This is a genomic window from Blautia wexlerae DSM 19850 (genome assembly GCF_025148125.1).
In the GTDB taxonomy this organism is placed as follows: domain Bacteria; phylum Bacillota; class Clostridia; order Lachnospirales; family Lachnospiraceae; genus Blautia_A; species Blautia_A wexlerae.
The window spans coordinates 3,493,322-3,512,987 of record NZ_CP102267.1 but is presented as its reverse complement, the minus strand read 5'-3'; the positions used below and the strand labels follow the sequence as shown (position 1 = coordinate 3,512,987).

Sequence of the window (19,666 nt, the reverse complement as noted above, 5' to 3'; positions counted from 1 at the left end):
GTAACATTTTATTACATTATTTTACAGGAATAAAATAGATAAAATTGAGTTGACAGTTTGGAGGGAAAGATTAAATGAGAAAAACCAAAATTATCTGTACAATGGGACCGTCTACTGATAAGGGCGATGTTATGGAGCAGCTTGTGAGAGAGGGAATGGACGTAGCACGTTTCAACTTCTCACATGGACCTCACGATGAGCAGAGAGGCCGTATCCAGAAACTGAGAGAACTTCGCAAGAAATATGACAGACCTGTTGCAGCACTTCTTGATACAAAGGGACCGGAGATCAGACTTGGATGCTTCAAGGATGGCAAGGTTTCTCTGGAAGAAGGACAGATTTTTACATTTACAAATAAAGATATTGAAGGAACTAATGAGTGCGTAAGCATTACTTATAAAGAGCTTTATAAGGATGTGCAGCCGGGTGGACATATTCTGGTTGATGATGGACTTGTAGACCTGGAGGTTCAGGACATCTCAGGAAAGGACATTGTCTGCAAGGTTATTAATGCAGGTGTGATTGGCGACAAGAAGGGTGTCAATGTTCCGGGTGCAAACCTGAAGATGCCATTCATCAGTAAAAAAGACCATGATGATCTTCTCTTCGGTATCCAGGAAGGATTTGATTTCGTTGCAGCATCTTTTACACGTACTGCAAACGATATCCGCGAAGTAAGAAAAATCCTGAAAGAAAACGGCGGTGAAGAGATTCAGATCATTGCAAAGATTGAGAACCAACAGGGCGTTGACAATATCGACGAGATTATTGAAGCAGCAGATGGCATCATGATCGCCAGAGGTGACATGGGTGTTGAGATCCCGCCGGAATATGTACCTGTTATCCAGCAGAAAATCATCCAGAAAGTTTACACAGCAGGAAAACCGGTTATTACAGCAACACAGATGCTTGACTCCATGATCTCTCATCCGAGACCAACCCGTGCAGAGGCTACAGACGTTGCCAATGCGATTTTTCAGGGAACAAGTGCAACTATGCTTTCAGGAGAAACCGCAGCTGGTAAATATCCGGTACAGGCACTTCAGATGATGAGCCGTATTGCAGAACATATGGAGCAGAATATTGATTACAATACAATCTTTAAGAAAACAGACAGAAATGAGAATCCGGATATTACAAATGCAATCGCACATGCAACCTGTCTGACCGCAATCGACTTGAAGGCCAGTGCAATCCTTGCAGTGACAAAATCCGGAAGTACAGCTCATATGATGTCCAAACACAGACCAGGATGTCTGATCGGTGCATGTACAAGCTCTGAGAGAGTTCTTCGCCAGCTGAATCTGTCCTGGGGTGTTTACCCGATGCTGATCAAGGAAGAATACAGTTCTGAGATCCTTTGCCTGAGAGCAATCGAAGCAGCACAGAAGCATAAACTTGTAAAAGTTGGCGACACTATTGTATTTGCCGGTGGTGTACCGCTTGGAATTCCGGGAAGAACAAACCTGATCCGCGTCTGCACGGTTGAGTAAGTCAGGAAAATATCAGTAGTTGAAGTGGGAAACTTGCCTGATTCGATAAAAAATAGTATTTTCAGAAAATATAAGATGTAAAAGACACAGGGGTCTGCCGTCAGAAAAGTATGACAGAAAATATTTTCTGACAGCAGTCCCTTGCTTGTGTTAGAGGAGAGAATTGTTATGAAAACAAATGAGGAAGAAGATTCGAGACATATTTTCAGAGGAGAGCTGGCATTGGTGATAGCAGTCATGATCAACAGTCTTGCTGTTATTCTGATGCTGTATTCTGGTTCAGGAATATCTGCCATATCCAGTGTTCCTTATGCATTTGAAAAAGTATTTCCGGTAATTACACTGGGAACATGGACTTATATTTTTCAGGCACTTCTGATCTTAAGTCTGATGATACTGAGAAAAAAATTTGTACCTGCTTATCTGTGCAGTTTTCTGGTTGGATTTGCATTCAGTGAGTTTTTGGATGTTAATGAGGCATGGATCAATATCCTGCCAAAGACAATTCCACTCAGAGTGTTATATTTTGTGATCAGTTATCTGCTGATCTGTATAGGGATCGCACTTTCTAACAGATGCGGTCTGCCGATTATTCCTACAGATCTGTTTCCTCGTGAACTGTCAGAGATTATAAAGGTGAAATATTCTAAGATCAAGGTTTCTTTTGATGTGATCTGTCTGATGATTACTGCCTGTATGACAGGGCTGATTCTGGGGCATATCAACGGACTGGGAATCGGAACAGTGATGGCGGCATTTACCATGGGAAAAGTAATTGGATTGATTGGTGATGAGATGGATAAGCACTTCCGGTTTGTGAATTTCACTCAGCACTGTTCACTTCATGTACAGTAACAGAGTTTCTTCATTGCAGGATTTTTCTTTCTATGATATACTTGACGCATTATAGAAGTAAAGATATCATAAGAAATCTGTGATGGAAGTATGTTGCAACTCTGGTATCTGAAAATAATATATTAAGGAATAGTGATGCAGATTATGAAACGGTTGCTCATAAAAAACAAAAGAAAGCTCTGGCTTTGGTTTCTGCTCCTTGTTTTTTTGTTTCTGGCATGCAGAGCTGCTTACATTACAGGCAGCAAAGCAGAACAGACCAGAAATAATGAAGTAGAAGAAAGGCAGGCAGATAGTCGGTCAATACCGAATGAAATGGAGATATTATGTTGAATCAATTTTCAAGAACAGAGCTTCTTCTGGGAAAAGAAGCAATGAATAAACTGGAGAACTCCCGTGTGGCAGTGTTTGGAATCGGAGGGGTTGGAGGATATGTATGTGAAGCATTGGTCAGAAGCGGTGTGGGGACCTTTGATCTGATCGATGATGACAAAGTATGCCTGACGAATCTTAACAGACAGATTATTGCCACCAGGAAAACTGTTGGTCAATATAAAACAGAGGTGATGCGGGACAGGATCCTGGACATTAATCCGAAAGCAGATGTGAGAATCCATAACTGTTTTTATCTTCCGGAGAATGCTGCTGATTTCGATTTTAGTGAGTATGATTATGTGGTAGATGCTGTGGACACAGTGACTGCGAAGATTGAACTGATCATGCGTGCAAAGGAGGCAGGGACTCCTGTTATCAGCAGTATGGGTGCCGGAAATAAGCTGGATGCCAGTGCGTTTCGGGTGGCGGATATCTATAAGACGAAGGTGTGTCCGCTGGCGAAGGTTATGCGTAGAGAGCTGAAGAAGCGTGGTGTGAAGAAACTGAAGGTTGTTTATTCAGAGGAACAGCCGATCAGACCAATTGAAGATATGGCGATCAGCTGCAGGTCGCATTGTATTTGTCCTCCGGGTGCTGCGCATAAGTGTACGGAGCGCAGAGATATTCCGGGCAGTGTGGCCTTTGTGCCGTCTGTCGTCGGGCTGATTATTGCAGGAGAGGTTATTAAAGACCTGACTGCGGAGTACAGAAGATAAGAAGTGTTTATTTTGAGATGTGTATGGTGTCAGAAATGGTATGGTACACATCTTTTTTTGCGGGAAATATTTTGAATTGGATTGATGGATTACCTGTTAGAGTGTATAGAATTGTTATATGAGAAAAAGTCAAAATAACATAAAAATTTATAGGATTTTCAAAATATAATGAAAGAAAAAAGAAAGAATCTGTGATACACTGTCATTATTGATTGATAGAACTGTGAAGGTGCAGAATTTGGTGAATGAGAATGCCTGAACGATATCAGCGTAATAAATTGTTACTGCTTACTCCGTTCTCAGTAACTAATAAATTTCAGATTGGAGGATATCATATCGAATGAAAACAAATTACAACAGAACAGTGCAGGCCTGTTTTATCGGATATGTAGTGCAGGCCATTGTGAACAATTTCGTTCCTCTGCTGTTTCTGACATTTCAGGGCAGTTACGGGATTTCGCTGCAGAAGATCACACTTCTGGTTACTTTTAATTTCGGGATTCAGTTGCTGGTAGATCTGGCATCGATTGGATTTGTGGACAGAATAGGTTATCGTGCATCTATGATCCTGGCACATGCAATGGCGGCTGCAGGTCTGATTTTGCTCACAGTATTGCCGGAGTGCCTGGGAGATCCGTTTGTGGGACTTCTCATTGCAGTTATGATCTATGCCATCGGAGGCGGATTGCTGGAGGTGCTGGTAAGTCCTGTGGTGGAAGCCTGCCCTACAGATAATAAGGAAAAAGCAATGAGTCTCCTTCATTCCTTTTACTGTTGGGGACATGTGGGAGTGGTACTTCTTTCTACATTATTCTTTCGTATTTTCGGGATTGCAAACTGGAAATATATGGCGCTGGTGTGGGCATTGATTCCCATTGCAAATGGAATCTTTTTTACCAGAGTTCCCATTGCTCCACTGCTGGATGAGGGTGAAAAGGGGCTGACTATGGGAGAGCTTTTTAAGAAAAAAATCTTCTGGGTTCTGATGTTAATGATGCTCTGTGCAGGAGCCAGTGAGCAGGCGGTAAGCCAGTGGGCTTCTACTCTGGCTGAGAAAAGCTTTGGAATCAATAAAACTATCGGAGATCTGGCAGGTCCCATGGCGTTTGCAATTCTTATGGGAAGTTCAAGGGCATTTTATGGAAAATTTGGAGATAAAATCAATCTGGAACGCTTTATGCAATACAGTGCAGTTCTGTGCATGGTTTCCTATCTGATGATCGCATTTATCCCGGTACCTGCGTTGGGAATCCTTGGATGTGCGGTTTGCGGTCTGTCTGTAGGTATTATGTGGCCGGGAACCTTCAGCATGGCGGCTGCCTCAGTAAAGCGTGGCGGAACAGCCCTGTTTGCCCTCCTTGCCCTTGCTGGAGATGTGGGATGCTCATCCGGACCAACCTATGTGGGGATGATTTCAGGAGCACTGAATGATAATCTGAAACTTGGAATCTTTGCGGCACTGATTTTCCCTGTGTTGATGATAATGGGGATTAAGATGATTGGAAGTCTGCAAAAATATGATTGAGATATATTAAAAAGTATGGAACGATTAATTTTTCATATTGATGTAAACAGCGCATTTCTTTCCTGGGAGTCAGCCAGAAGGGTAAGCCAGGGGCTGCCGGATCTCAGGGAGATTCCCTCCTGTGTGGGAGGAGATCCAAAGAAACGGACAGAGTACACACGCTGTTCCCGGACGAAATACCGGAGAAAATGTGGCCACTTCCTGTCCGTAACCTGTTATTTCTGGGAAAAGCCTCCGAGCAGAAGCTTCTGAATCAGGGAATCCGTACTATTGGTGATCTGGCAAGGGAACGGGAAGCAAATGTACAGCTCTGGCTTGGAGAAAAACCAGAGCACAGATGAAAAATGAAGACAGACAGGAAGAATAAAAGCGCAGAGATGATACTTTTTCTCTGCGCTTTTATAGCGGACTGTTATACATATTTCAAAAATTCTTCATCCTGGATCCGGGAAGTATGGATGGCATTTTGGATAGCCTGAGCCATGACTTCTGCGGCGAGAGTTCCTGCCATATTGATATCTACAGAAACATCGCCAATGCTGGCAGCATAGATGGAATCGCCGTCAGCCATAGTTGCTACAGGATTGATGCATCTGGCATAGGCACAGCGGGTCATAGAGGCAATTTTATTCAGTTCAGCCTTTGAAAATGCCCCATTGGTGATCACAGCCCCGATGGTGGTATTGCCGGTAAACTGGTCATGAGGTGTCATAAAGCGGTATAATTCGTGGACACTATCCAGAAACCCGCTTCTGTCAGGCGTTTTCAGCCCTGCGATTTTCTGACCATTTTGTGGACTAAAGATATCTCCCAGTGCATTGACAACGACAATTGCGGCCATCTGGAAATTTCCCACTGATACAGCGGCAATACCAAGACCTGACTTCATGGATTGTTTCATACCGTAAAGTTTTCCCACAGTTGCACCGGTACCTGCGCCGATATTCCCGGTTCTGGCATCTGTTCCTGCAAATGCCTGACGGCAGGCTTCTTCGCCCATTTTTGCAGTTGGACGTATTTTAGGATCTCCGTAAGAGAGGTCATAGATACAGGACTGGCATACAAGAGGAACCAGGGCTGCACCGGTGTTATAACCGATATTTTGTGATTCCAGATAGTTCATCACACCGTCAGCAGCAGCCAGTCCATAAGCAGAACCTCCGGACAAGACAATAGCATTGATGGGATTGTCGGCAGTGACAGGAGAGGTGAGAGGAGTTTCTCTGGAAGCAGGGCCGCCTCCGCTTATATCGCAGCCTGCTTTTGCTCCATTTGGAAAATAAAGAACAGTTACACCGGTCTTCGCATCATGGTCAGAAGTATGACCGATGCGTAAATTTGAAAGCTCTGTAATAGAAATCTCTTTTAATAATGACATAAAAATCTCCTTTATTATGTGATAGCAATTCTATGAAATACTGAGAGCAATCCAGCCCATCAGAATGTGAAGTACTGCGTCAGATATTTTCCTTGTCTTTCGCACTCTGCTGAACTGTCTTGATTGCATTATTTTGTGAGATTGCTATAGATATTAATTGAATCAGGTAGGATTTCTGTTTTAAATGTGCCAGATAAAAAAACCTGACTACGGTGACAATGTAGTCAGGTTTTTTGGAAAAGGCTGTTCTTTTAAAGATTATGCACGTTTCAGTGCCACAGAAAGTGCCTTGGAAACGATACTTCCCACTACAAAGCAGAAGCCCGCTTCGATCAGTCCCTGAACGCCCACAAAAGCAGCAACGAAGACAACAGGATTGCTTACTCCAAGACTGGAAACAATACCCTGAATGTAATCTGTGTTGTAGAAGAAGAGACATAAAAAGCCCATGAAGAAGAAAGTATTCAGTAACGGGCATGCCAGTGAAGCAACGTAATAGGAAAATTTCTTCGCCGGTGATTTATATAATGCTGCGAAAATAAGTCCTGTGATCCATCCTTCCAGCACACGTGCCACGATACATACAATAAAAGTGCCAAATGGATTAATGTTAAAAAGTGCAGCAGCGAAAGCTGAACTTCCTGTGACAGCCATATAGAAGCTGGTTGCACCGAAAGCAAGTCCGCATACAGCACCACCTTTCGGTCCGAGAATGATAGCTCCTACAGCTACCGGGATGGTGAGAAGAGTGATGGATAAGCCGGGAGTACGAAGGTAGCCCAGCGGGGTAAAGGACATGAGCAGAATAATGGCAATCATCATAGCCAGCTCTACCATGTAAAGAGTGCTGCTTCTTTTTGCTGCAGCTGTTGTAGTAGTTGTTGTTGTGTTCATATGAATTCTCCTTTTGGTCTGATAAAACGGCGCAATGCGTCCCCTGCTTTTCAGACAGTTTAGAGTATGGGGATCAGGCGTTATGAAAAATATGCATCAGAACAAAAGATATGAAACAAGAAATATCTTCCGGTAAAAATTTCCGGTGTGTAGACGCCTTGCAGGTCGCCTCACGAATTTAACCAGACTGTGAAGTGGATGGATTTATCCACCAGACTGTCAGATGTGGAAAACAGATGCATTTTCTTTCGAATAACGCTCTCGTAAACAATAACACATTTGATTAAAAACTGCAATATTTTATAGTATGTTTGAAAATAAATACAGGATATAGAGACGTTTCTATATCCTGCAAAAAATATTGATTATGAGATTTAGCGTTCCATCATGCTGATGGATTCAATTCCCACACTTCCACCACGTACTACTTCGATTCTGTGGAATTCTTCCTTGATCAGTTTGACAACTGCATCATGACATTGTGTGTGAACAGTAACTGGAATAATACTGATACTTGCATAACATTGTTGCTATACGTATAATGGAGGCAGGTAAAACTGTGATGAGGTAAAAACTTATGAAAATAACGGAAGAGTTACTGAAGGAAATGAAAGTTAAGGACGAGAATTTTTCGGATGGTGATTATATAAGAATTACGAAAGAACATCTGCTCAGCAGCAGGTGTTTGATATGATGAGAAAACATGGAATCCTGACAGATGATTATTATGATCTCACAAAGCAGAGAGAAAAGGTAAGAAAAGAATAATATATGTTGTTAAATATCATGGAGGGTGTATAAAATGGAAAGACATGCATTTGCGATGAAAGTAAAAGATGACATGATGAACAGCTATCGTCAGAAATTGGGGGAGATATGGAAAGATCTGACTTTGTTCCTGGACAGAAATCAGGTAAAAAATTTCAGTATCTGGAATACTGAGAGACTGATTTTCGGATATTATGAAAAAGAAGACGATGCAGAACTTAACGCAGAAGAAAAAGCAGTTAGAGATGTACTAATAGAAAAAATGGCAGAAACTTTTGAATGGATCTCCGAGCCAGGTCAGGATATGCGTCTGATGTATCATAATTATGGAGTTATAAGAGAAAACAAAGAACTGATTCGTCACAGAGTGTTTATGACCAGATTAAAAGACGGATGTGAAGAAGAGTATAAGGCGCGACATGATGGATTGATCGCGCAGAGAGGCGATACAGTAGATCCGGGTCCAGATAGTAATTTTACTATCTGGAGCGCAGGCGGATATATTTTTGGATATGATGAAATTGATACTACTATGGAAGTTGATGAAACGCCGGAGGCAAGAGAAACTACTGTAGCATGGGAGACAAGACAGCTGGAAATCATGGACTGGATCACAGATGATATGGATTGGATGACTGGTGAATGGCATCCGGCAAGCAGAAGACTTGCATGGCATAACTGACAGAAGACCAGCAGTGTACTGGGTGTGATGAGTTCAGGAGAATTTGTAAAAGAAATTGTCTACAATCAAAAACAACCAGAACGGGCATAAAACAACATGCAGTCCCAAATAACAGATATCTGTATAGATATCTGTTATTTTTAATGTAAAAACTTGTAAAGTGGTGAAAACAAAATAAAAACAACTGAAATACAACAAAAATCAAATAAAAAACAACACAAATAAACGGCTGATACATGTTGAATTATGCTGATTTTGGGAAAATGACAAGGTATAATGGAACTATATGAAAACATGGAGGCTTATTGCTGATCGATGACAGTGATAGCACTGTTTGTTTATGTGTAGATAGTTACTTCATGAGAAAGGAGTAACATGGAAAAATTTCAAACATCAGACATTTCCGGAATTCTCTTATGAATGGCTGGAGGCTGAACTGGATACTGTTGCAACAAGAACAGCAAAGATATTGTAGCTAACGCAGAAGGACAGGTTATCATCGGTGAGGTTAACCAGGATGCTACAGCTCAGACAAGATGATGCAAATAAAGACACTTTTTTGGACAAACGAGGTTCTTACCCTGGAGAGCAGATCAGGGTAAAATGAAATCATCAGATATGAAGAGCGCAATTCATATATTGAGGAGGATTTAAAATGGCAGCTTATTATTTAGCAGTAGATATCGGAGTATCCAGCGGACGTCACATTCTTGGACATATGGAAAACGGAAAATGGTTCTGGAAGAAATCTATCGTTTTGAAAATGGAATGATAAAGAAAGACGGAGAACTCTGCCGGGAATTTGACCGCCTTTTTAAAGAGGTTGTAAATGCAGGCCCGGGAGAGGCTACTGCAATCGGAAATATCACAGCACAGATGCTGAAAGCAGAAGAGTTTAAAACAATCGAAGAGGCTCGTACTATCATTCATGAGTCCTTTGGTGTAAAAGTTTATAAATAATAAAAGAGCAGGAATGCAGACTGCATAATGCATAATGAATCTCTGCTCTGAAAACAGGAGGAATCATATTATGTTAGTAAACACAAAGGCAAAAGTTGGTGTATTTTCTATCGCTTTAGGTGCATATCTGCCTCAGTTCCCGTCACTGGTACCGGAATTTGAGTCACAGTATGCAGCATTCAAGAAAACAATCCCGGATACAGTAGAGATTATTGACGGTGGAATGGTAACTACAAAGGAACAGGCAATGGAAGCAGGGGACAAGTTCCGTGCAGCTGATGTTGATCTGGTATTTCTTCAGATGCTTACCTATGCCACATCTTATAACATGCTTCCGGCAGTCCGTGACCTGGATGTACCGGTTGTTCTGGTGAATGTGCAGAAGCTGAAAGCCTTGGATTATGACCACACTGATATTGCCTCCTGGTTAGGAGAGGGGTATGCATGCGGTGCAGTAGGCGAAGCTGTGGCAGACCTGGAGAGAGCAGGCAAGAGACACGCGGTGATCACAGGTGTTGTAGAAGGTGGAGATCCTGGAGTTCAGGCAGAGATCGAAGATTGGTGTAAGGCTGCTCAGGTAAGAAGAAGATTCCGTGATACTAATATCGCACAGATTGGAAGACCGTATCCGGGCATGATGGATCTCTATATTGATGAGACAAATCTGTACAACAGAATGTTCCTGTATACAAAACAGTTTGACTGGGAGAAAATGTGGGCTATTGCTGATGATATTACAGATGAAGATGCTATCCGTGCAAAAGCTCAGGAAATTCTGGATACCTTTGAGATCGAAGGCGGCGGAACAATTGAGAAAGTATGGGATATGGCGAAATATGTGGTAGCATTTGAAAAATGGGTAAAAGATGAGCATCTTGGAATGATCGCTTCCCATTATGATGGATTTGCACAGGGTAAAGCAGGAGTTCTGGACAGTATGCTGATCCCGGCATTTTCCATGCTGATCAAACAGGGTACAGCCTGCGCTGTAGAAGGGGATATGAAGGTTGCCATGGCAATGAGTATCTTAAAGACCATTTCAGGAACAGGACAGCTTTCTGAGATGTACTCCATTGACTTCAATGATGATATCTGTATTATCGGTCATTCCGGAAGTGGTGATGCTGATATCTCTGCTAAGAAGCCAACCATGAAGATCGTAAAAGTATTCCACGGTAAGACAGGTGGCGGATATCTGACACAGTTCTATCCATATACAGGTCCTGTTACTTATCTGGCAATCACACAGGATGCAGACGGACACTTCAGGTTTGTTGTCGCTGAAGGCGTAAATGAAGAAGGTAAAATCCTTTCTTTTGGTGACACAAATATGAGAACACGTTTCACCTGCGGTGCAAGAGAATTTGTAAACCGCTGGAGTGAAGCAGGCCCAACACATCATATGGCAGCTGCTACAGGAAGACATATTGAGACGATCCTTAAAGTTGCCAAGATATTCAACATACCGGTTGAAATTGTAACAAGATAAGAATGTAACAATATAAAAGGTAGAAATATAGGAAATCGAAATACTCCATAATTGACTTCTAAAATTACATATTCAAATCCAAAAAGGAATCCTGGATTTTTCAGGATTCCTTTTTGGCAGGTATTCGGATCTGTACTTCGGTTCCCTGACCAGAAATACTGGTATAGGACAGCCCATATTTCTGACCATACAGGATCTGAAGTCTGCGATGGGTATTGTAAATGGCAATATTTGTACCTCCCGAGGAACTCTGTCCTGTACCGGAAAGGATCGTCTGCAGCTTCTCAGGGGAGATACCCACACCATCATCTGAGATCAGAATGACAATGTCTGATTCTTCCAGCCATCCTGTCAGCACAATGGTGCCGGATTTAGATTCTTTTTCCAGTATTCCATGGAGAATCGCATTTTCTACAACAGGCTGCAGAGTCAGTTTTGGAATCTGGTACTCCATAAGTTCATCTGGGATGTCGGATATGAAATCAATGCTGTCATGATAACGCATATTCTGGAGAGTGATATAAATAGAAACATGTTCTTCCTCACACTCAATGGTGGATATACCCTTTTTACGGCTTAATGTCAGTTTATAAAATCTGGAGAGATTCTGTACTGCAGTGCTTACTTCATTAGTATGTCCCTGTAATGCCTGCCAGTTGATCATATCCATGGTGTTATACAGAAAATGTGGATTGATCTGTGCCTGCAGAGAATTAAATTCCGCGATTCTGAGATCCTCAGAGGCCTTTAGCTGTTTCTGGATCAGTTCGTTCATCTTGCGGGTCATATAATTATAGGTATCGATCAGATCACCAACCTCATCATGTTCCATGGGACTTTCCATTGGTACAGGTGGCCCCTGACGGACTTTCTTCATCTGCATGATTACAGAGGAAAGGCGGTTTGTGATGGAACGGGCTATAACGTTGGCGAGTATAATGGCAAAGATCAGGATTGCCAGGTAAATTGCCAGCAGCTGCATGATCAGCTGGTTACTTTGTGTGATGAGAGGCCTGGATGGAAGGATTGTTACCATATACCATTTAGGCTGCGTAATACTGTAAAAGCCTGCATAAACAGTTTCACCCAGTATATTCTGTTCAACAAAGTTATTGGAAGACATGAAAGAGTCTTCAATCGTATCATAATCAAGCCAGTAAATTCCTGAAAGTGAATCATCAGAAGAGGCTACGGCGCTGTTTCTGTCATTGATGATATAAGAAACACTGCCGGATAAAGCCAGATTATCCAGAAGTATTTTCTCAAAAGAAGAGCTGGAATAATAGAGTACAATGTAAGCATCATACACATTATTGTAATAATTAATGGAAAGCTTCCGGATATAGGCAAGATTACCATAATTTTTTCTTTCTTTTGTTCCAAGATAAAAAGACGGACAAAAAAGCTCAGCTACATGACTTCCCTGAAAGATACCATACCAGTAGGTTCCTTTTACCTGTGATACAGGAAAGAAAATATCCTGTGTATTCTCACTGGTAAACAGAATGTTTCCGGGGGCCGGAGACTGAAGATAGATACGTATGTCATTGACAGGGGAGTGGTCTGTAATAGCTGTGGCATTCTGAATAAAGTCTTTGGCGTCCTGTGTATATGTCAGTTCTTTCATAGAAGTGCTGACAGGATTATGAAAAATTGTTTTAAAAAAGGGAAGAGATGCAAGTTCATTATATGCATTTGTCACCTGGCTTACAGTTTCCTCAATAAGAGGAGCTGTTTTTGCTGAAATCTCCTGCTCTTTTCGTATTGTATTGGAAACTACCATATCATAGAGTTGATTGTAAAAGAATATAGCCACCAGTATGGCAGGAATCACAACAATAAGAGTCAGGGCGAGAGTAAATTTGGACTGAAGCTTCAGGTCACCGTACCATTCCCTGAGACCATGTTTTTTTACAGATGTCATAAATGGTTTCTCCTTTATCAGTTCAGTTTCTCTCTGTATTCAGAAGGAGAAAGTCCTGTATATTTTTTGAAACTTTTTCCGAAATAATTACCATCGCTGTATCCGACTCTGGAGGAAATATCGGCAATCTTATATCTGGGATCAGCCAGGAGATTCTTGGCTTTTTCCATTCTGTATTCAGTCAGATATTGATTCAGAGTCTGTCCGGTTTCATTCTTAAAGAAAGTACATACATAAGAAGCTGACAGGAAAACATGTGAACTGATATCCTTTACAGAGAGGGTTTCTCTGTTATAATTCTTACTTATATAGTCCTTTATCAGAAAAATAGTGGAATGCTCTGGTACAGAAGTCTGAAGCTCCTCAAAATAGAGATCTGTCTGCTTTATAAGTGTATTATGAAGTTCCTGATAGGTAAAACATTTTTCGAGAAAGGAAACCATACTGCTGGAAGTATAAGACAGTGCAGAAAGCTGTTGCTGTTTTCTTGCATTTTCCAGAGCAATAAAAAGCTTATAATAAAGATCCTTAGTCTGATCAGGAAGTACATTTGTGTTCTGGTCATAATGCTCCTGGAGCTTTGTTAGAAGTTCCTGGCATGTGCTATTATTCTGGGAGGTCAGTGCTTCAGAGAAAAGTCCATCTATAGCTGTGGGCATTGTTTCTGAAACTTTAAGTGGCAGAGCAGTTATCATTTCGGGAGTCAGATAGGAGTTCACAGGAAAGAAAAAACTGCTTTCCAACAGGATCACTGCAGAGGTATAAGCCTGATAAGCGTGGGAAATACCTGTAAAGCTCTCTCCTAAGGCAATGAAATGATCATCGTAGTTCTGAAACTGTTCGCATAAAAATTCTTTCATAGCATTAGAAAGTGTGGAAGAGACAGGACCGGTGGTAAAAATAAAATATACCAGATACTGCAGTTTCTTGGCTACAAATACACAGTCTGCGTGATAATGAGATAAAAGCAGATGGAATTTCTGATAAATCTTCTCAGGAGATGGTTCGATAAATTCCGGGACTGTATGGAGATGGATCACTGCACAGGTAATGTGGATACCAGGACCGCTGGGAAGGAGAAGTTCAGTGATTAAGTGCTGGATTTCAGTGGATGAGGTATCATTGCAGGGAGTGGTCAGAAGCTGTGCCAGATGTGAGGCAGTTTTCATGGACTGCAGGGCTTCACCGCGATGGGAACGGACTTTCTTTAAATAGCGTTCTCTTGCTTCAAGAACAGCCTCCCGGATCTCTGACGGGTTTAATGGTTTCTCAATATAACTGACAGCTTTTAATTTGATCGCTGCTTTCAGATAGTCCTTGTCTGAGTATCCGCTCATAAAGATAGGAATGGAGTCAGGAAGAATATTCTCAAGTTTTTCCAACATTGCGATACCTGTCATCCGTGGCATTCTTACATCACAGAGAATGATCTCAGGACGATATTTACGGGCAATTTCCAGTCCGTTTATTCCGTCATCAGCCTGAAGGACTTCTTCTATTCCAAGTGCTTTCCAGTCGATAGAGGAGATCACGCCGGTGCGGGTAAGCTCTTCATCATCTACAATAAGTAATTTCATGATTGTTCTCCGTTTTGATATTGTATTTTGGTATATATGTAACTGTTCTGTTGATGTTTACTGACATTCTATCATAAAACTGACGGGAATACGAGGGTATAATCAAAACTCTTTTGTGCATTATGAATGAGAAAAACAGGAAAATATTTTACCCTGATTCCAAATATTTTCCCATTACCAAATAAAAGTACCGATGGTATGATAAAGCTACATTAAGAAAGGGAGGAATCACAACCGTGTCTGAATATGTTCTTGAATTAAAAGGCATCACTAAGATTTTCCCGGGCGTGAAGGCATTAAACAATGTTCAGTTTCAGTTAAAACCCGGTGAAGTTCATGCACTGATGGGCGAAAATGGTGCAGGTAAATCTACCTTTATTAAGGTTATTACCGGTGTACATAAAGCAGAAGAGGGTGAGATGTATCTTTTTGGTGAGAAGGTAGACTTTAAGGGACCAAAGGATGCACAGGCAGCAGGGATTGCAGCCGTTTATCAGCATCCCACATCTTATCCACATCTGTCTGTAGCAGAAAATATTTTCATGGGTCATGAGATCATCAAACATAAGATGATACAGTGGAAAGCCATGAATGAGGAAGCTAACAAACTGCTGAAACAGTTAAATGCAGATTTTGATGCTACAGCTGAAATGGGAACCTTAAGTGTGGCACAGCAGCAGATGGTAGAGATTGCCAAGGCTCTTTCTACACATGCAAAGATCGTTATACTGGATGAGCCCACTGCATCACTGACAAGAAGAGAGTCCGAGGAGCTTTACAGGATCGTAGATCAGCTGAGAGAAGAGGGCGTTTCCATTATCTTTATTTCTCACAGATTTGAAGATATGTATCGTCTGGCTTCCAGAGTTACGGTATTCCGTGATTCTCAGTACATCGGAACGTATGATGTAGACGGAATTACAAATGCAGATCTGATCAAAGCTATGGTTGGACGTGAGATTAAGGATCTTTTCCCTAAACCTGAGGTAGAGATCGGAGAGGAAATGCTTCGTATAGAGGGACTTTCCAGAACCGGTTATTATAAAAATGTATCCTTTAATGTTCATGCAGGAGAGATCGTGGGACTTACCGGTCTGGTAGGTGCAGGACGTACAGAAGTAGTTGAGAGTGTCTGTGGAATCACAAGACCGGATGAAGGCAAGGTATATCTGGAAGGTCAGGAAATCCACATTAAACAGCCGTCAGATGCAATGGAAAAAGGAATTATCCTTCTGCCGGAGGACCGGCAGAAAGAGGGTCTGATCATGAGCTGGGGGCTTGGAAGAAATGTTACTCTTCCAACAATCAGTAAATATGCAAAGAACGGCTTAAATGATGAAAAGACAGAGAGAGATCTGGCAAAAAAGCTTCTGGAAGAAGTGGATACCAAGGCTGTGGATATTTTCCAGCCTGCAAGCTCACTTTCCGGTGGTAATCAGCAGAAGGTAGTTGTTGCCAAGGCTCTGAGTCAGGAGATGAAGGTCGTGATCATGGATGAGCCTACCAAGGGTGTTGATGTTGGTGCAAAAGCTGAGATTTATGCGATCATGGGAGATCTGGCAAAGAAAGGTTATGCGATTATTCTGATTTCTTCAGAAATGCCTGAGATCCTTGGAATGTCAGACAGGATCATTGTTATGTGCAATGGCCGCAAGACAGGAGAACTGGATAAAGAAGAGGCAACACAGGAAAGAATCCTTGAACTGGCTATGGAGAAAAGCCAGAATGCAGGAGAGGGGGCAGCTAAATAATGGAAAAGAAATCCATCATGAAGAAAATAACAGGTTCTCGTGAAGCGTTGCTGGCAGTGATACTGATTCTTCTGTGTCTGGTAGTCACAGCGATCAGTCCATCCTTCCTGACACCGAAGTCAATCATGGAGCTTCTGAAAAATAACGCAGTTACACTTGTTATGTCACTTGGTATGTTATGTGTTATGCTGGTTGGTGGTATTGATATTTCTATCATGTCAACTTTGGCACTGTCGGGAATGTCCGTTGGTATGTTATTGAAATACGGACATATTTCAAATACTTTCCTGGCATTTGTGATCGCCATTGCAATTGGTGCAGCCTGCGGAGCAGTTGTTGGTCTGGTGATCTCCAGAGCATCCGTACCTCCCATTATTGCAACTATGGGCTTTATGTATGTATTCCGTGCTATGGGATATCTGGTATCCCACGGTGGAGAATGGGCAGGTGCAGCAGCACTTGGAAACTTTAAAAATTTTGCAACATCCAAATTTCTGGGACTGAACTGTGTTATCTGGATCATTATTTTCTGTTATGTATTCTTCTTCTGGTTTATGAAATGGACAAGAACCGGACGTAAGATATATGCAGTAGGAAGTAATTCAAGCGCAGCTGAGGTTTCCGGTATCAATGCTAAAAATATTAACTTACTGGTTTACACGATCATGGGTATCCTTGCAGGTCTGGGCGGAGCTCTTCAGGTTTCTATCTATGCATCAGCCATGCCGGATATGCAGTACGGCGGTGAGATGGATGTTATCGCAGCCTGCGTGATCGGTGGTGTAAGCATGAGCGGTGGCCGCGGTACAGTAATGGGTGCTCTCTTAGGTTCCCTGATTCTGGCAACTATTGCCAAGGCACTTCCTCTGGTAGGAATCGGTGCACTGTGGCAGAATACGATCAAGGGTGTGCTGATCCTGGTGGTAGTTGTAGTGAATGTGGTATTACAGCGGATCGCTGACAGAAATGCATTAAAAGGAAGGGAGATGTAATTCATGGCTGGAAAATCTGGAAGAAGTATTAACAACGTGCCGGAAAGTCCGATCAAACATATGATATTCAGCTGGGAAGGCATCCTGGTAATCCTGTTTATCATGGTCAACATTTTCTGTAAAGGCTTTTCAGAATATTATAATTTAGAAAATCTGCTTCGTCAGATGCCGGTATATCTTGCTGAGGTATTTTTGATGATCCCTATGGCATATATCCTGGTACTGGGAGAGATTGATATTTCCGTAGGTGCAACCGTGTGTCTGTCTGCTACATTAAGCTGTATAATGTGTAATACAGGAGCACCATTTATTGTAGTAATTCTTACAGCACTGATCGTGGGAACTGTCTGCGGTGCAGTCAATGGTTTTATCCTTACACAGTTTGAGGAGCTGCCTCCAATGATCGTAACACTGGCAACACAGATTATTTTCCGTGGTATTGCCGAGATCGTACTGGGAAGTGGTGGAAGTATCTCAGCATCCAATACAGATGGCTTCCGTCTTATTGGTGGAAAAGTAGGAAAGGTGCCTTACATTCTGTTTCTGGTTCTGATTCTTGCAGTAATCTTTGCAGTGATCCTTGGAAAGTCCACTTTCGGACGCAGGGTATATGCAATTGGTACAAACCGCCTCACAGCATATTACTCAGGAATCCATGTAAAGAAGATTCGCTTTATTATCTACACAGTTATGGGAACCTTCTGTGGACTGTGCGCCCTGTTTCTGGTAGCATCATCCTATGGAGCTAACACTACCACAGGTAATGGATTTGAAATGGATGCTATTGCAATGGCAGTATTCGGAGGAATTTCTTCCACAGGTGGAAAAGGTAATCTGGCAGGCGGTCTGATTTCTGCATTTATCATCGTATGTCTGCGAGTTGGTCTTGGACAGAGAAACGTACATGCACAGGTAATCCTGCTTATCATCGGAGTACTTCTGATCTGTGCAGTAGCACTTCCAAATATCATTGAAAATATTAAGAGAGCAGTAAAAAAATAAAACAGTCAGGATCTGCAGAACGGATTCGGACAGAACTACTCAGTCAGTAGCTGCCCTTTGGGGTATGGAAAATAAGGGCAGTTGCAAATAAAAGCTATATAAGTTTAATCTAATTCATCCAAGGGAGGAAAAAAACATGAACAAAAAATTAGTAAGCGCAATTCTTTGTGGAGCAATGGTTCTCGCAGCAGCTACACCTGTAATGGCAGACGGTGGAGTAGCAGACGGCAAAAAAATCGCACTGGTTGGTAAATCAGCAGGTAATGCATTCTTTGAGATCGCAGCAAATTCTTTCAAAGAAACTGTAGAAGCAGAAGGCGGTTCTGTAGATGTTGTTTATCCGGAAGCTGCAACAGCTGATGCTCAGATCAAAGTTCTGGATAACCTGATCTCTCAGAAACCTGATGCAATTTGTATCTCTGCAAATGATGTTAATGCTCTTCAGGCTAAACTGGAAGAAGCTATGGACGCTGGAATTAAAGTATCCTCTTTTGACTCTGCACCAAATAAAGACAGCCGTCAGGTATTTGTAAACCAGGCTGGTACAAAACAGGTTGGACAGGCTCTTCTGGATGCAGTTCTTGATATCTCCGGCGGAGAAGGACAGTGGGCAGTTCTTTCTGCTACTTCCCAGGCTGCTAACCAGAATGCATGGATTGATGCAATGAAATCCATTATGGAAGGCGATGACAAATACAGCAAACTGGAACTTGTAGAGGTTGCTTATGGTGATGACGAACCTCAGAAATCCACAGATCAGACAGCAGCTCTTCTTGAGAAATATCCGGATCTGAAAGTTATCTGTGCACCTACAACAGTTGGTATTGCAGCAGCAGCTAAATATCTTCAGGATAATGGTTCCGCCTGCAAACTGACAGGACTTGGACTTCCTTCTGAAATGCAGGAGTACACAGGTGATGACGATGCTCATTCCTGCCCATACTTCTATCTGTGGGATATGCAGGGCCTTGGTAAACTCAGCGCATATGCAACAGCAGCTCTGATCAACGGCGACATCACAGGTGCACTGGATGAGACATTCACAGCTGGTGACCTTGGTGATTATACAATCACAGAAGCTGATGACGGTGGCACAGAGATCGTTCTTGGCGAGCCATTACAGTTCAACACAGAAAACATCGAAGAGATGGCTAAACTGTACTAATCAGATAACCTGATAAATTCCATAAAAATACAAAAGGGAACGGGGCATTAGCTCCGTTTCTTTTTGTGGTTGTATGAAAAAAATGAATCGTATATAATGAGGTTAGAGTGTGTTTGAAAA

The 19,666-nt window shown here is 42.1% G+C and carries 15 protein-coding genes and 2 pseudogenes; 12 read left to right on the top strand and 5 right to left on the bottom strand.

Annotated elements, in window-relative coordinates:
- Window positions 1-74: 74 nt before the first annotated feature.
- The 5 genes from pyk (at window position 75) to NQ550_RS22955 (ending at window position 5,305) form a co-directional block, all read left to right on the top strand.
- Window positions 75-1,493: a pyruvate kinase gene (gene pyk, locus NQ550_RS16350; protein ID WP_025577602.1), complete on the top strand. Its 1,419-nt coding sequence runs from the start codon at window positions 75-77 to the stop codon at window positions 1,491-1,493.
- A gap of 168 nt (window positions 1,494-1,661) precedes the next feature.
- Complete coding sequence (locus NQ550_RS16345) at window positions 1,662-2,348, top strand: DUF6198 family protein (RefSeq protein WP_022381358.1); 687 nt, start codon at window positions 1,662-1,664, stop codon at window positions 2,346-2,348.
- A 326-nt stretch (window positions 2,349-2,674) separates the two neighbouring features.
- Window positions 2,675-3,439, top strand: coding sequence for a tRNA threonylcarbamoyladenosine dehydratase (locus NQ550_RS16340; protein WP_025577599.1), 765 nt, complete (start codon window positions 2,675-2,677; stop codon window positions 3,437-3,439).
- A 340-nt stretch (window positions 3,440-3,779) separates the two neighbouring features.
- Window positions 3,780-4,964 carry an MFS transporter gene (locus tag NQ550_RS16335; protein ID WP_025577598.1) on the top strand — a complete coding sequence of 395 codons (1,185 nt, stop codon included), beginning with the start codon at window positions 3,780-3,782 and terminating at the stop codon, window positions 4,962-4,964.
- Between the two features lie 188 nt (window positions 4,965-5,152).
- Window positions 5,153-5,305 carry a hypothetical protein gene (locus NQ550_RS22955; protein ID WP_008706810.1) on the top strand — a complete coding sequence of 51 codons (153 nt, stop codon included), beginning with the start codon at window positions 5,153-5,155 and terminating at the stop codon, window positions 5,303-5,305.
- A gap of 71 nt (window positions 5,306-5,376) precedes the next feature.
- Here NQ550_RS22955 and NQ550_RS16325 read toward each other — a convergent pair whose 3' ends face one another.
- From NQ550_RS16325 to NQ550_RS22640, 3 genes and pseudogenes are all read right to left on the bottom strand, one after another.
- Entirely contained in the window at window positions 5,377-6,342 is a 966-nt protein-coding gene (locus tag NQ550_RS16325) for a P1 family peptidase (protein WP_025577596.1), read from the bottom strand.
- 258 nt (window positions 6,343-6,600) lie between these two features.
- Window positions 6,601-7,236, bottom strand: coding sequence for an ECF transporter S component (locus NQ550_RS16320; RefSeq protein WP_025577594.1), 636 nt, complete (start codon window positions 7,234-7,236; stop codon window positions 6,601-6,603).
- A gap of 374 nt (window positions 7,237-7,610) precedes the next feature.
- Window positions 7,611-7,712, bottom strand: a pseudogene (locus NQ550_RS22640) (acetolactate synthase small subunit); the annotation flags it as partial.
- 326 nt (window positions 7,713-8,038) lie between these two features.
- Here NQ550_RS22640 and NQ550_RS16310 point away from each other — a divergent pair.
- The 3 genes and pseudogenes from NQ550_RS16310 (at window position 8,039) to NQ550_RS16300 (ending at window position 11,135) form a co-directional block, all read left to right on the top strand.
- On the top strand, window positions 8,039-8,686 hold the full coding sequence (locus NQ550_RS16310; protein ID WP_025577592.1) for an L-rhamnose mutarotase: 648 nt from the start codon (window positions 8,039-8,041) through the stop codon (window positions 8,684-8,686).
- A 655-nt stretch (window positions 8,687-9,341) separates the two neighbouring features.
- Window positions 9,342-9,547, top strand: a pseudogene (locus tag NQ550_RS22635) (rhamnulokinase); the annotation flags it as partial.
- A gap of 169 nt (window positions 9,548-9,716) precedes the next feature.
- On the top strand, window positions 9,717-11,135 hold the full coding sequence (locus tag NQ550_RS16300; protein WP_025577588.1) for an arabinose isomerase: 1,419 nt from the start codon (window positions 9,717-9,719) through the stop codon (window positions 11,133-11,135).
- A 100-nt stretch (window positions 11,136-11,235) separates the two neighbouring features.
- On the opposite strand, the gene NQ550_RS16295 is transcribed toward NQ550_RS16300, so the two are convergent.
- Both NQ550_RS16295 and NQ550_RS16290 read right to left on the bottom strand, forming a co-directional pair.
- Window positions 11,236-13,059, bottom strand: a complete 1,824-nt coding sequence (locus NQ550_RS16295) for a sensor histidine kinase (protein WP_025577586.1) — start codon at window positions 13,057-13,059, stop codon at window positions 11,236-11,238.
- Between the two features lie 17 nt (window positions 13,060-13,076).
- Window positions 13,077-14,636: a response regulator gene (locus tag NQ550_RS16290; RefSeq protein ID WP_025577584.1), complete on the bottom strand. Its 1,560-nt coding sequence runs from the start codon at window positions 14,634-14,636 to the stop codon at window positions 13,077-13,079.
- A gap of 236 nt (window positions 14,637-14,872) precedes the next feature.
- Between NQ550_RS16290 and NQ550_RS16285 the strand changes: the two genes are divergently transcribed.
- The 4 genes from NQ550_RS16285 (at window position 14,873) to NQ550_RS16270 (ending at window position 19,546) form a co-directional block, all read left to right on the top strand.
- Entirely contained in the window at window positions 14,873-16,387 is a 1,515-nt protein-coding gene (locus NQ550_RS16285; RefSeq protein ID WP_025577582.1) for a sugar ABC transporter ATP-binding protein, read from the top strand.
- Window positions 16,387-17,379 carry an ABC transporter permease gene (locus tag NQ550_RS16280; protein WP_025577580.1) on the top strand — a complete coding sequence of 331 codons (993 nt, stop codon included), beginning with the start codon at window positions 16,387-16,389 and terminating at the stop codon, window positions 17,377-17,379. Before NQ550_RS16285 ends, NQ550_RS16280 begins: the two co-directional genes overlap by 1 nt.
- A 3-nt stretch (window positions 17,380-17,382) precedes the next feature.
- Entirely contained in the window at window positions 17,383-18,381 is a 999-nt protein-coding gene (locus tag NQ550_RS16275) for an ABC transporter permease (RefSeq protein WP_025577579.1), read from the top strand.
- Between the two features lie 136 nt (window positions 18,382-18,517).
- Entirely contained in the window at window positions 18,518-19,546 is a 1,029-nt protein-coding gene (locus NQ550_RS16270) for a substrate-binding domain-containing protein (RefSeq protein ID WP_025577577.1), read from the top strand.
- Window positions 19,547-19,666: the final 120 nt, after the last annotated feature.

What these genes read in the sequence shown, in the direction of transcription:
- NQ550_RS16275 (WP_025577579.1), top strand. Translation starts at nt 17,383, where the DNA reads ATGGCTGGAAAATCTGGAAGAAGTATTAACAACGTGCCGGAAAGTCCG.
- NQ550_RS16295 (WP_025577586.1), bottom strand. Translation starts at nt 13,059, where the DNA reads ATGACATCTGTAAAAAAACATGGTCTCAGGGAATGGTACGGTGACCTG.
- NQ550_RS16310 (WP_025577592.1), top strand. Translation starts at nt 8,039, where the DNA reads ATGGAAAGACATGCATTTGCGATGAAAGTAAAAGATGACATGATGAAC.
- NQ550_RS16335 (WP_025577598.1), top strand. Translation starts at nt 3,780, where the DNA reads ATGAAAACAAATTACAACAGAACAGTGCAGGCCTGTTTTATCGGATAT.
- pyk (WP_025577602.1), top strand. Translation starts at nt 75, where the DNA reads ATGAGAAAAACCAAAATTATCTGTACAATGGGACCGTCTACTGATAAG.
- NQ550_RS16340 (WP_025577599.1), top strand. Translation starts at nt 2,675, where the DNA reads ATGTTGAATCAATTTTCAAGAACAGAGCTTCTTCTGGGAAAAGAAGCA.
- NQ550_RS22955 (WP_008706810.1), top strand. Translation starts at nt 5,153, where the DNA reads ATGTGGCCACTTCCTGTCCGTAACCTGTTATTTCTGGGAAAAGCCTCC.
- NQ550_RS16290 (WP_025577584.1), bottom strand. Translation starts at nt 14,636, where the DNA reads ATGAAATTACTTATTGTAGATGATGAAGAGCTTACCCGCACCGGCGTG.
- NQ550_RS16345 (WP_022381358.1), top strand. Translation starts at nt 1,662, where the DNA reads ATGAAAACAAATGAGGAAGAAGATTCGAGACATATTTTCAGAGGAGAG.
- NQ550_RS16300 (WP_025577588.1), top strand. Translation starts at nt 9,717, where the DNA reads ATGTTAGTAAACACAAAGGCAAAAGTTGGTGTATTTTCTATCGCTTTA.
- NQ550_RS16325 (WP_025577596.1), bottom strand. Translation starts at nt 6,342, where the DNA reads ATGTCATTATTAAAAGAGATTTCTATTACAGAGCTTTCAAATTTACGC.
- NQ550_RS16270 (WP_025577577.1), top strand. Translation starts at nt 18,518, where the DNA reads ATGAACAAAAAATTAGTAAGCGCAATTCTTTGTGGAGCAATGGTTCTC.
- NQ550_RS16280 (WP_025577580.1), top strand. Translation starts at nt 16,387, where the DNA reads ATGGAAAAGAAATCCATCATGAAGAAAATAACAGGTTCTCGTGAAGCG.
- NQ550_RS16320 (WP_025577594.1), bottom strand. Translation starts at nt 7,236, where the DNA reads ATGAACACAACAACAACTACTACAACAGCTGCAGCAAAAAGAAGCAGC.